Source organism: Clostridium sp. HV4-5-A1G, assembly GCF_900184915.1.
GTDB classification, from domain to species: domain Bacteria; phylum Bacillota; class Clostridia; order Clostridiales; family Clostridiaceae; genus Clostridium_B; species Clostridium_B aromativorans.
Genome location: NZ_FXYI02000100.1, coordinates 1 through 13,536 on the forward strand (window position 1 = coordinate 1; position 13,536 = coordinate 13,536).

Below are 13,536 nucleotides of genomic sequence, written 5' to 3' on the forward strand. Positions count from 1 at the left end.
GTAGTAGAGCAAAAATTATACGATATTGAAGATAAACCCATTGGACTTGGAATAACTTATTTTCGTGGGGATTATATTAAATTGCATGGAGTAAGTAAATAGTTGGAAAAGGGGGATATTTAAAATGAATACCTTGAATGATTAGTGTACAAGAGATTTTAAATTATAATAAAACAAAATTAAAATAACTTAGGGGGTAAAATGCTTTGGAAAGAACGCAAAGATATCTTGGTAATAAAGGGTTAATTTTATTTCTTGCGCTTTTAAGTGCGTTCGTACCGTTATCCACTGATCTTTATTTGCCAGCTTTACCGAGCATGACAAGTTTTTTTCATGTGTCTGAGTTTAAAACGAACTTAACCCTGATTCTGTTTTTCGTATTTTACAGTTTTGCAACATTGATATGGGGCCCACTGAGCGATAAGTATGAACGTAAACCCATTTTAATTATAGGCCTAACTGGCTATATGATTGCAAGTATCCTATGTGTGTATCAAGGGAGAAAACAGGAATCTATTTTGGCTATTGTTCAGTCGATGGTGGTAATATCTCCAGCTGTGGCACCGGTTGTTGGTGCACTTCTGTTGAAATTTACTTCATGGCGGGGTATCTTTTTTGCACAGGCTATTTTAGGTGTTGTTGTGGTTGCTGGTTCAATGCTTCTATGGCTTTTATTTCTTCATCTTCATATATTTATCAGGATGGCTTTGGATTAAGCAGCCAGGAATATAGTTATTTTTTTGCATTTAATGCTATAGGAATGTTGGGACAGCAAAAGAATGATACTGGTTCAGCATCATCGTTAATTAGCTCGATTACAACTGTAATGGGAAGTATCGGGATGATTCTTGTTTCACTTAACCGACGGAATCCCGTGCGGAGTGCTGGCAGAATCAATATTTTGATTGGCGTCTTGTGTGGAGTAGCCTGGTTAATTACAATCAGGAGACCACTTCTGAGTAAAATTGTGAATTAAAATAATTATAATTTATGTCGTCAAATATATTGATTTAATAAAGTAAAAGTGTTAGAATTACAATGAATAATGAACGACTAGTAGAATAATATTCATTATTCTACATGATCACTAAAACCTATGTCATGACTGGCAAGGTAAAAATTGAGGCAATACCGATGAAAGTGGAGTAGGATTAAATCTTTATATAACTATAAAATTACCTAATAATGATGTATTTAGATACTTCTTTTTCAGACGCAAAAAGGAGATGATATTTTAAATTTATGAATGGAGACTAATTATATTGCTTTGTAACAATGATGTAATAAGAATAAATAGTGAATATACAGTCATTTGACATTCATAAAATTTAGAGAGGATATAAACAAATGAATCATAGCATTAAGAAAATAATAAAAAAGGCCGCAGAGAAATTGATCTTACAGAAAGGATTCAGAGATACTACAATTAAGGAGATTTCAAAAAGTGCAAAAATATCTGTAGGCACTATCTATCGCTATTACAAAAATAAAGAAGAAATCCTCAATGATATAGGAAGAATGGATTTAAAGGATGTATCTTATTCTCAGGACAATAAGCGGAAAGAAATAATGAATGTTGCACTTGATGTTTTTGGAACAAAAGGATATACTAGAACAAACATGGAGGATATAGCCAATAAAATGGGTATGTCAAAAGCCTTTATTTATCAATACTTTAATAATAAAGATGAACTATTTCTTTCTACAATTAGGGAATCTTCACAAATGCAGACCATTTTTAATCTGTCTAAGATTAATGAACCTATAAATATAGAAGAGAGTTTAACAGAAATCGGAATGACATTTCTTTCTATATTTAAGAATCCGCGAAAATTAAAACTAATGCGTATTATTATTGCAGAAACTCCTAATTTTCCAGAAATAGGAGAATTCTTTTTCCGCCAGGTGGTTGAAAAAGTTACAGAAAGTTTAAGTAAAATATTAAAGCCTTATGCTTCTAGCGATATAGATCCTGTGCTATCAATTAGACTTTTTATTGGGGCTATTTGGTCATTAGTTTTTTTACAAGAAATGTTGCCTTTGAAGGATAGAAAATATGATGATAAAGCTATTATTAGGAATGCTATAAAAATATTTCAGCATGGGTTTTTGAAATATGATAATAATTCATGAACTATTTTAGATAAAGTTAGTTGAAAATATTATTCTTTATATTAGATGCTATATTTTCATGAATAAATATTTTATAAGGAGGAATTTGTATGAAGATAATAGATAATTTAGAAAAGGCTACTAAACAAACCATTGTAAATAAGATTGTTGGTTATCTTGATAAAAACCCGGAAAAAAATATAGATAAAATATTTGAGGCTATTAAAATGCTAACTAAAGATGAATCTGCATTGGCTCAAATTGAATTTGTTCAGAGTTATTATAACAATGACAAATACAAGCATGAATATATTCAGGATATCTTAAAAAATACGGATACCAAATGCTTGAAAAAATTTTTCTCATGTTTTTTTGCAAATGCGAACTGGTTTGCTGGACCGAGAAGGCAGAAATATATGGATGAAGAGGATACTAAAATACCATTTGTTATGCTTTTAAGCCCATCTATGAGATGTCCGCTTCATTGCAAGGGATGCTATGCCTCAAGTTTTAGTAAAAAGGATGATATTCCACCGGAGGAGGTTGACAGGATTATAGGAGAAGCAAGGGATCTTGGAATTTATTATATTATTATTTTAGGTGGAGAACCTTTCTTTAATGACTATCTTCTGGACATTTATGAGAAATATGATGATGTAATGTTTACACCATTTACCAGCGGACTTTTTCTTAATGAAAAAATTGCAGATAGACTCAAAAAAAGCGGCAACGTGATACCTATGCTTTCAGTTGAAGGTTTTGAAGAGGATACTGATGCACGTAGAGGAAAGGGAACATACCAAAAGGTATTGAAAGCTATGGATATGCTTCATGAAAGAGGGATACTGTTCGGGGTGTCTTCAGCTGTTACGAGGACTAATATAAATACAGTGCTCAGCGATGAATTTACAGATATGTTAATTAGAAAAGGCTCTAAAATGAGCTGGTACTTTTTATTCATGCCTGTCAATGGGGAAGATGAAGACTTTGACATGATGCTTACAGGAGAACAGAGAGATTATCTTGGAAGGAGAAACAGAGAAATAAGGGCTAATAAACCGTATTTTACTATAGATTTCTTTAATGATGCCCCGTATGTTGGAGGATGCATTGCAGGTAAATACTTTTTCCATGTTAATTCTAAAGAAGATGTTGAACCGTGCATATTTTCACATTTTTCAACTGTTAATTTAAAAGGTAGGCATTTGATAGATGCATTCAGGGATCCATTCTTTAAGAAATTAAGATCTATGCAGCCCTATAATAAAAACATGTTGAGACCATGCAGTATGATAGATAATACCAATGTCATAATAAATGTATGCAAGGAAGTAGGGGCTAAGCCGGACGATGCTGGAGCGGAGAAAATGCTTCATGACCCTGAATTTCACGAAAAGATAACGAAGTCGTCGAAAGAATTTGCACCATATGCTGAAAAAACCTGGCAGGAATTTTTTAAGGGGAGTGGCAATGATAAGTTTGCTAAAGGATAAAATATAAAGGAAAAGCTGCATTGAGTGTACGGCTATTTCCATAATAATAAATACACAATTCCCGAGCTAAGAGGCTCGGGAAAATTTTTTGTAAAGATGCTTGACATTTTAGTAAGGTACCTGTACAATAATATTTAGTAAGGTACCTTACTAAAATTTTATACTTTAACAGGAGGAAAATAAGATGGATGAAGACAAACAAGATCTATTGTGCTTATTTACACGTATTGAGTGGCTTTTGCACAGATACTACCATTATTACCGTACAGTTCATGGACCAATGGGCAACCCTCATAGAGGTCAAGGAAGGATCTTATCTTTGCTTAAAATGCAGCCTGAGATTACTCAGAAAAAGTTAACGTATCTTTTAGATATGCGCCCTCAATCTGTTGGAGAGTTACTGGCTAAGTTGGAACAAAATGGTTATATCACACGTACAGCCTCAGAGGCTGATCGCAGGAGAATAAATATCAAGCTTACTGAGTCCGGAGCTGAAGTAGTCAACAAAGGGAATCAACAGCCTGAAGATTTCAATGAAATTTTTGATTGTTTGACACAAGAAGAGCAGTATACTTTTAAGGAATATCTTAACCGTATTATTGATTCGCTGGAACAAAAAACGAAAGCTAATCAGAGGGACTCAGATTTTGGAGGTTATAAACGACAGCATAGCTGTGGACATCATCGTAATAAACGGCATGAATATTTTTAACAAGTATAAAAAATAATGATATTGAGCTAAAGCTAGGTGATTTAGGCTATGGAGGGGGATTCGTATATGGAAAAAATAAAGCATCTCGAATACTTTGAGAAAATTATTATAGATAATGGTATTATAATGACTCCTCAACGTAGGGCTATTCTGGATGTTCTCTTTACAAATAGAAAACGACATTTAACAGTTGAAGAAATATGGCATCAAGCCAAAAATATATTTTCACAAATAGGTATTCCAACGGTTTATAGAACTGTAAATCAGTTAGAAAGCATTGGTATTTTATACAAAATAATGGTACAGGGAAACTGTTGTAAGTATCAACTAACTGATCACGAGGAGAAAAATAAGCACAGACATTTTATATGCACTAGATGTGGCAGTATTACTGATATATATTTACCGGAAATGAGTATGACAGAACAACAAATTGAAAATCAAAATATTATCTATTACGGTCTATGTACACAATGTATTCAAGTGAGTGAAGAATAATTAAAGAATTAGTTAGCGGGAACGCATTTGATATAATAAGTTTTTCTTATAAACCTGCCAAGTTTTTTTCATCCAAAATAAAGCCTCCCCAAAAATCTAATCTTGTATATTCATTGATCGAAAAGGCAAATTTTTCAAATTAGATATTTCTAAGATGTGAATCACATAATGTAGACACAATTTTCACATTTTATGTACAATTTTCTTAATTATAATTCTCCTATTGTACTAAAGCTGTGCAGCAATTATTTAATTAAAAATTACTAAATATGAGGATACTAATATTTTATAATGAATCAGGGGATAATTTATGAGGGAAATTAATATAAAGAGAAATAGAAAATTCAACAAAAATATAATGTATTACACTTTGATTATGACACTGATAACTTATATTAAGCCTGTACTTGATGAAATTGTTGAACTACTCGCAGAGTAATAAAAAGTAAGAAAAAGCATATTGAAACGGCTAAAGCCAATGGATTGGAGCCATACAGCTATTTTGAATTCTTAAAAGAATGCTTGCTCTGGGATTCATGGGTTAAGTGTTCCTTTAAAAATAACAAACAGCAAAAATAAGACCACTCTAAAAATGAATGGTCTTTATTTTTGTATACCAGATAATTTATTGCTTACATATAAAATCGTAAGAATGAAGGGCATAAAATTTTTATAAGTAGATTATTAAAATATTTGTTTAGATGAGAATCACATTAATTTAACATTATGATGACATTTTATTAACATAATTCCTTATTATAATGTATTTGTAATCAAATTTAAGGAGGAAAAGATAAATGTTAAAAATGAAGTACAAATTAATATCAGCAGCTATGGTTATAGCTCCAATATTAAGCACAGGAGTTGCTACAACAGTAAGTGCTGCTCCAAGGAATTATGGACCTGAGCCAAAACCAATAGTTTACAAGTACTCTTATGGAAGCTTTAAAGCTTCAATGGATAAGCTTGTAGCATCTGGGGTGATAAATTCTTACCAGGAATCAAAGGTGTTGAACATATTCAATACTAACAAATCGATTTTTAAGGATGCACTGGATAATTTAGTAACAGCAGGAATAATAAATAGCGATCAGGAATCGAAGATATTCGTTGCATACTATGATGCATATGATTATGCATATGATTATGTTGCACCGACACCAGCTCCAGCACAGAAAGATAATTCGGGTCATAAAGATATTCCAAAGAACAATGCTGGAGGATTTAATAAAGGTGGAGCACCTAATGTTGCAACTCCAGCACCAGTGGCGCATAAATAAGACAAGCATATAAAAGTTTAAGTTAATTTAATAAAGTACACGCCAATTGAAAAATACATGCTAAATATTTGACGTGTACTTTTTTATAATTATCTCACATGTTCTTATTTTTCCTTAAAATATAAATAAAATAACTAAAAATGGATATATTGTATTAAATTACAGGTTATAAGAAGATTTGCTCTGTTAATTATGAAAATCTAAGAATAAGTGAGTGTGTTAAAGAAATTTAAAGATTACAGAGGGAGGAAAAATAATGAAAAGGACAAAAATTCTTATTACTTGTACAGTCATTGCTGCTGTAATGAGTAGTATAGTTTACCTGGCTTCTGCTAAAACAATGCCATTTAAAGCATCAGCTGCAGCAAATGCTGTGTTATCTGCACAGAATTCTAAAACAGTTGAAGCTGGTTCTACTTGGGTTGTCAATACAACTACAAAGTTACGAAGGTTGATCATTGGCAAAAAGGCCACCATTACCGCACCAGAAGGTTATGATGTGACACTGTCAGTTAATGGTACTGGAAAAACAATTAAAGAAGGTATGTATAGTGGCAACATTGTACTTTCCATAACTAAGCAAAATGTGGTCAAGTATTCTTCTGCTCTTACACATTATTTTAAACAGGCATTATATGTAGATTCTTCTGGAGTTGCAGCTGACAAGTCTGTTTTAGCCGAAATAATTGGTGGAAATGTGTCAAATGTTTCTGCAAATAATATACATATTACATCAGAAGAAGAAAAATTCAATGGTATTTATGTTTCTGGTGGCATTTACAACGTCAATGCCGCTAAAATTAGATTGACAGGTAATGGAGGCAATGACTTTGCTGGTTACGGTGCAGGTATTATGTCAACTGGCGTGAACACAAGGCTTATAGTAGATAATACAAATATTCAAACTCATGGTGCAATCCGCCCTGCCATTGTTGCTGGTGGAGGCAGTAATCTGATTGTTAAAAATACCAATGTTGATGTTAAAAATGGTATTCTTCCATCAGACTATAAGCCAAATGCAAAACCAGGCTATATGAAATCAGTACCCTGGATGCTTGGCCTTTCAGGCAACTGCAGAGCAACTAATGCAATAGGAAATAATACTACTGCCACATACATTAATTCTTCACTATCCTCCGAGGGATGGGGTGTTCTTTCCGTTGATGACTGCAGGAATACAAAACTTACTGCTATAAATAGTGGAATTGTTAATACTGGTAATAGTGGATATGGGGCTTATGCAACAGGTTCAGCTGTAGACAGCTTCTATGGCTGTAAATTCAAGGTTGCTGACTACGGTTTGATTATTACTAATGGCAGTGGTATTTTTGGTGCTAGTACACCTACTAAATTAGTCATACTTAATAGTAACTTGAATCTTGGTCTTACTTCAAGGGAGTTAAAATCTCTGCAAAAGAAACAAACTACTGTCAAATCTGGCCGTTTTGGTATTATGTGGCATGGCAATGGATCTGTAGATATTGCAGATGGTACAGTTTTTGAAACTGGGGAAACTACTTTTTTAGTTAAAAGTGCTGCTGCAAATATTAGTGTAGATGGTTCTAAAGGCGCTCATATACGATCTAAAACAGGAGTTATTTTACAATTGATGGACAGTGACGATCCAGGTACAGTTCAGGGTAATGATGGGGTGATGTACACTACAGGTGTGTATCATGAGCCAAGTGGTGCTGCTGTATTGGATAAAAATCATGATACTTCCACGGCCGTAAAGGATACAGATACTGTTGCTGAATTTTCTAATATAAGTTTAAAGGGCAACTTTTATAATTCTACCCGTGGTGGTATGGGGAAAGATATGATGGGTAAGATGGTAAACTTAGATAAAAATCTTTCTTTAAAATTTGACAACGCTAAAATAAATGGTGTAATTTCGTCTTCTACTGCTAGGCATAAAAAAGATACGATTACATCTGTAGACTATAAACAGCTGGGAGAAGTCACAAATAAAGTCAGTAGTGCTGTTAACAATGGGGTGATTTTATCCTTGATTAATGGCTCAAATTGGATTGTTGCCGGTGATTCATATTTGACAAGTCTAACTATTGATAATAATTCTAAAATTACTGCTCCTGGTGGATATAAGGTTACAATGAAGGTTAATGGAATTGAAAAAAATATTGAAACTGGTACTTACAAGGGTAATATAAAGCTTGCAATTACGCCGATAAGACATTAATCACATAATGCTTTGATACAATCTTAGTATATTTAATTTGATTATTATATTTACAGGAGGATGCTATATGAGAATATGGAAAATACGGAGATATTTAATTTTATCTTTTTTATTAATTTATTCACTTTCCAATTTCAATATGATTTCTTTGGTTTTTGCGGCTGGCAATAAGTCGAATGGCCAATTTAAATCAAATGTGACTACAACTACAAAAAATGAAAAGTATGGAAATTGGAAATTTACAGTTACGACAACTACAGACAATTCAGTATCACCATCAAAAGCAACTAAAACAGCAAAGATAACTCAGTATAGTGGAACTAGTGATACTACAGTTGTAGTTCCTGGAATTCTTGACGGAGCTATTGTAAATGAGATAGGATCACAGGCTTTTGCGCGTCATTCTGAAATACGTTCACTTTATGTACCGGACGGAATTACGAAAATTGATTCATGGGCATTCTATGATTGCAACAGTGTAGCTGTTATAAGTATTGCAAATGCCAATGTAGCTCTAAGTACAGATGCTTTTGAAAGTAATCCCAATGTTGTAGTATATTTAAATTCAAAATATAATATTGAAAATACAAATAAACTTGTGAATGCACTTGGCAGTAAAAATAAGGTATCCAAAACAGGTTATACTGAAACAACAGTAGATATTAAAGATTTAAACAATAATGATCCATATACGGCAGCGGATAAAACACTATGTGCTAATTATGGAACTTATCTTAATGTAAAAACTTATCCTATTTCAAAGACAAATATTGATGTTGTACTAAGAGGAACTGGGTGCAAAGTTAATTCAAGTACATTTAACAGTAAAACAAACACATACATATATACTATTTCAGGAACTCTTACTGGAATTGTTGACTATAGTCTTGCTGTCACTATAGCAGATAGTCTTAAAGGTAAGGTTAAGGCAGGAGAACTGAATAAGACATTCAGAGCACTTACTCAATCTGAAGCAGATAAACTCAATAAAAAAATAGCATCAGATTCAAGCTATGGAGCTATTAAGGGCAGATTTAATTTTAAAGAAGGCTATTATATAAATGGTAACAGAGTTAATCTTGATCCAAATGTCATGGCATATGATGTAAAGACTGGCACTATAATCTGTAAATATGTTAATGGAACTGCAACTCATGGTAAATTGGTTGATGCAAATAATTATGACAATCTTTCTTATAAATATGTTGCATATAAAGACACTGACAATGATGGAGATGTAGATGTTATTTATTATTCACCCTTTGATCTCAGCGCAGATGAAGATACTGCATCAATTTTAGATGATGATAAATACCTTAACGGGTTAAGTGCAAGGAAGGAAATGGATCCGGCCTATTATTCTTTTGCAAATTCTGTAATTACAGCAGATGGAAAAAATTTGGAATATGATAATCCACTTAAACTTAAATCTGCAGATACTTCGTTTGTATATACTGACAAAAATGGTCAGGATCAAACTTATAAAGGAGATCGTGTTTTGGGGGGTGCCAACCAAGAACGCAGCATTCTTTGGGCTACTAATTATGGAGCTATAAAGGCAAAAAGGATTAATGCAAAAAGTACTTCCACAGGGAACTGGGCAAAAATGTCATATGAGACGGGCCTCACAAATTATAATACTGAAGTTGTTATGCAATGGGGGATGAATGCATTACTTTATGCTACACAGGGTGGTACTGTAATACTTGGAGAAAAAGGCAATAGCACACATCACAGCACACTCTTGGCAACAGGTGATGGTGCTAATGGTGTTATTGCGGCTTGTGGCGGAAAAAATACAGGAAGTAGTGCAGCAAAATCTTCTACATCTAAAGTATATGTTTATAATACAGATTTTAATCTCGAAGGATGGAACAATCATGTAGCCGATTGTGTGTATGGCGGCTATGCACATCTTGAAAATGTTACTGCTTCAACTGGGAAAAAAGGTTCATATTCAGTAGGGCAGGCTTCTTCGCTGGCAAATGATTTCGGCAATGGTGTTGTTGAAGTTAATAATTATACAGCCAAAGTTTATGGGAATCGTTCTGCAGGTGCATATGTTATTGGCAGCGGTGTAATTTCTGCTGATAAATCATCTCTTACTTCATATGCTGATGCTGGTGCTGTTATTGCGAGTGGAGGGACTTATCATATAACAGACAGTCAGATAAAAGGTGTTATGGGAATTAAAAATAGAGGCGGAGGAACAGGTACTTCAGATATTTCTAATTCAACTATTACGGCATTTAGAAATTATAACGGCTATATTACAGGAAATAAAGCAAAGGCAGCTGCGGAAACGTGGAAAAATGCAAGTGGAAGCTATGTACTTATGCAATATATGATGAGCGACCCTGCAATGACTATAGGTAAATTATGTAAAAGCTATAATATTACAGGAGCTGCTAAAAAAACATTACTTAATAAACTCAGTAATATTGCTAATAAAATGTATACAGATAGTACACTTCTGCGCAACAGTGTTTTAGACAATACTTACTACAACTATTCTGCTGGATCATATACTGGTTCTACTGACTTTTATTATGTGCCGTATCTGACGGCTGGCAGCAGTTTTGGTGGGAACATAAATTCTGTGTTGGATTTTGAGGCATCAAGTACGACCTTGAATCTTACAAATAATAAATATATAAACAGAAACAAGAATGATTATAATTATCTTATTGCCTCTGAAGCAGGTTCTTCACCAACAGTTAATTTTGTTGATAGCAGTGGAACAATTAACGGTATAATATGGAATGAAGGTAATGTCAGCAGAGCTGTTGAGGGAATGGCAGGTAATAGAAAGTCTTCTTTGAAAGTAAATTTTAAAAATTCCAATTTTGAAGGAAATTTTGCCGATGGTAGTCTGGGGCTATGGGATGGATCTGCAAAGTATACAAATAATGCTGGTATTACTACAAGGCTAAATGGTAACTATTATGGAGCAGCGTCAAATTGGGGAATAACAGCATCATTTGATAAGAACTCTAAATGGAAGGTTACTAATGACAGCTATGTTGGAAAATTGACAATTGCGGATTTAAATAATATTTCTGCTGATAAGCCGGTGACGGTTTATTATAATACTATTGGAACTGGAAGCGATAAAAAATTAACCAATGGAGTAGTATATAATAAAGTAACTTTTATCCATAAGACCAACTAATAAAGAGTTTAACCTTTGTTTAAAAGGAGAATGGGTATGGATTTGTATGAGAATCAAATCTATTCATATGCTGTACAAGATATCTGTATCAAGTATTAAATAGTCTCCATTACATTGATATTCAAGCTTTATGAAATTGGCAAAAATACCTGAACCGATAATCTCCTTATGCGTATTATAGGTTATAATTGGTGAAGATTTTAGTTCCTTATATACTTCAATTGAAGCTTCATTTATTCTAACGTATATTTTAATGGATTTTGTAGACTCCTGAGAATTTGATTGAGTATTTATATATGCCAACTTTTTCAAATTCCCGACATCATCCAGACAGCTGCTTTTTCTCACGTATTCAATCAATTCAACAGTACCATTTTCAAACTCAAGTGCCAGCCCCGAATCTGCCCTATCCACGACAGGAACTAAAAATTTGGTTCTACTGGTGGAGATATTGCTGTCAATATTAAGCTTGAATAGAGCTTTATGCTCAAAATAATTTTGAAATTTATAAGGAGTCAAAAATTGTTTTGATATATCTCCATTAGTATCCTGGACTATCGATATCCTTGAACTGTAGTTTTTAAAATTCCGTGAAATATAAAATCCACCTGAGGCTGCTCTGTTAAATTTACCTGAATAAAGCTTTACCTTATTGAGGCCAAATCGCAAATTATCAACTAAAAATGGCCTGTTCACATTCATGGTTGAAAAATAGCTGTCTATAAATGTATCCTTTAGCACATATTTTTTGTCATTAAAAATAACATAGGGTTTTTCATCTTCAGATGAAGGAAGAGTATATCCTGGATTTTTAGGTACCTGAATCTGCATACTGTAAAGTTCAAGTCCATTTGATAAATTGAAAACTAAAAAATCCTGTAAAAGCGTATCCATGTCATCTTTTTTGCAGTAATATATAAAATTATTAAAAAGATTATTTCCATACCATAGATTTATAGGACTGTTTTCAAAAGAAACTTTATCACTTTCAACATTGCTTTTGATATTTTGTGAAGTAAAATCAATCTTAAGCTTATTTTTTCCATCAAGTACAACTACCCTTGGATTAAAATAAGCAAATATGGTTTCAGCTTCAAATTCATGACCTTTATCCTTAAAATGCAGATGATCTTGGCTTATGATGTTCTTTAAGCTATAAGTATCATTGTTTGATAACAGTTTCGATGTATAATAATTTAGATCCATTAATTGTATATTATACTTTTTGGCCAGATTCTTTTTAACTGTATTTGCTACAGAGTTTATGCTTTCACTGGTACGATAGGGATAACTGGAACTATCAGTACTTCCCGGTTCAACTGTAGCCTGTGTAGTCAATAAAAAAGGCTGTATATTATTTTTAAAACACCACAATATTATATTTTCAATGCTTCTTTTAAAATCACTCTCATAATCTTTAATGGAAGTCACCCCGAGTCTGTCATTTATTCCAAATCCTATACCTATCATCTTTACATCCGAGTAATTTCCTGCAAATATACTATTTATATTTGAATATGCCCAGCTAGCAGTTTGTCCGGAGAACCCTGCATTATAAATTCTAGCTGTATTTGAACCTGTATATACCCTTACAAGATTTTGTAAATAAGTTGTAAAGGCATGTGGAGGCTGATGATCCTGTCCTATCTCATTTTTCACCCAGGATGTAGTCTCATTTCCATCCACAGTACTGTCTCCCAAAAAAGCTACTGGAAATTTTTCATTATTTTCCCATGATGTCCACGTATCCTGAAAGCTTACTTTTTCTCCACAGCAAATTTTACTTACAGTATATTTATCTGTTTTCATATTTTATCAATTTTAATTTTGAGCTAAGCTCTAAATTATTCATTAGACCATTATTAATATTGTTGACTCCATAGCTCTTTTTTGTCATTGTATTTATCCTCCAATTAAAAATATTACTTGAACTTTATTATATTTAAAGAATGTCAAGTAATTATGTTATTTTCAAATATTAGAATTAGGAACGTGGTTCAGAATTACAAAAAAATGTTCTCTTTTATAATTATATATGATTATAAAAGAGAACTCAGACTGTTTTTATT

10 protein-coding genes and 1 pseudogene are annotated in these 13,536 nt (G+C 32.9%); 10 read left to right on the plus strand and 1 reads right to left on the minus strand.

The window, feature by feature from the left end:
* The 10 genes and pseudogenes from J5G60_RS18900 to J5G60_RS11425 form a co-directional block, all read left to right on the plus strand.
* Window positions 1-102 (plus strand): annotated as a pseudogene (locus J5G60_RS18900) (GntR family transcriptional regulator); the annotation flags it as partial.
* Window positions 103-206: 104 nt separating this feature from the next.
* Window positions 207-716: an MFS transporter gene (locus J5G60_RS11390; RefSeq protein ID WP_328707011.1), complete on the plus strand. Its 510-nt coding sequence runs from the start codon at window positions 207-209 to the stop codon at window positions 714-716.
* A gap of 631 nt (window positions 717-1,347) precedes the next feature.
* The gene (locus J5G60_RS11395) at window positions 1,348-2,133 is read left to right on the plus strand and encodes a TetR/AcrR family transcriptional regulator (protein ID WP_150357901.1); all 786 of its coding nucleotides are present in this window, start codon (window positions 1,348-1,350) and stop codon (window positions 2,131-2,133) included.
* 89 nt (window positions 2,134-2,222) lie between these two features.
* Window positions 2,223-3,605 (plus strand): radical SAM protein, encoded by a 1,383-nt coding sequence (locus J5G60_RS11400; protein WP_150357902.1) that lies wholly within the window; start codon window positions 2,223-2,225, stop codon window positions 3,603-3,605.
* Between the two features lie 184 nt (window positions 3,606-3,789).
* Window positions 3,790-4,317 carry a MarR family winged helix-turn-helix transcriptional regulator gene (locus J5G60_RS11405; protein ID WP_150357903.1) on the plus strand — a complete coding sequence of 176 codons (528 nt, stop codon included), beginning with the start codon at window positions 3,790-3,792 and terminating at the stop codon, window positions 4,315-4,317.
* A gap of 66 nt (window positions 4,318-4,383) precedes the next feature.
* A complete protein-coding gene (locus J5G60_RS11410; protein ID WP_190972228.1) occupies window positions 4,384-4,815 on the plus strand; it encodes a Fur family transcriptional regulator in 432 nt (143 codons plus the stop codon).
* 310 nt (window positions 4,816-5,125) lie between these two features.
* Entirely contained in the window at window positions 5,126-5,254 is a 129-nt protein-coding gene (locus J5G60_RS19085; protein WP_268253955.1) for a hypothetical protein, read from the plus strand.
* A gap of 358 nt (window positions 5,255-5,612) precedes the next feature.
* Window positions 5,613-6,095 carry a hypothetical protein gene (locus tag J5G60_RS11415; protein WP_150357905.1) on the plus strand — a complete coding sequence of 161 codons (483 nt, stop codon included), beginning with the start codon at window positions 5,613-5,615 and terminating at the stop codon, window positions 6,093-6,095.
* 256 nt (window positions 6,096-6,351) lie between these two features.
* A complete protein-coding gene (locus J5G60_RS11420) occupies window positions 6,352-8,295 on the plus strand; it encodes a hypothetical protein (protein WP_150357906.1) in 1,944 nt (647 codons plus the stop codon).
* Window positions 8,296-8,362: 67 nt separating this feature from the next.
* Window positions 8,363-11,467 (plus strand): leucine-rich repeat protein, encoded by a 3,105-nt coding sequence (locus tag J5G60_RS11425; RefSeq protein ID WP_150357907.1) that lies wholly within the window; start codon window positions 8,363-8,365, stop codon window positions 11,465-11,467.
* A gap of 63 nt (window positions 11,468-11,530) precedes the next feature.
* Here the strand turns inward: J5G60_RS11425 and J5G60_RS11430 are convergent, their stop codons facing one another.
* Window positions 11,531-13,276 (minus strand): SGNH/GDSL hydrolase family protein, encoded by a 1,746-nt coding sequence (locus tag J5G60_RS11430; protein WP_150357908.1) that lies wholly within the window; start codon window positions 13,274-13,276, stop codon window positions 11,531-11,533.
* Window positions 13,277-13,536: the final 260 nt, after the last annotated feature.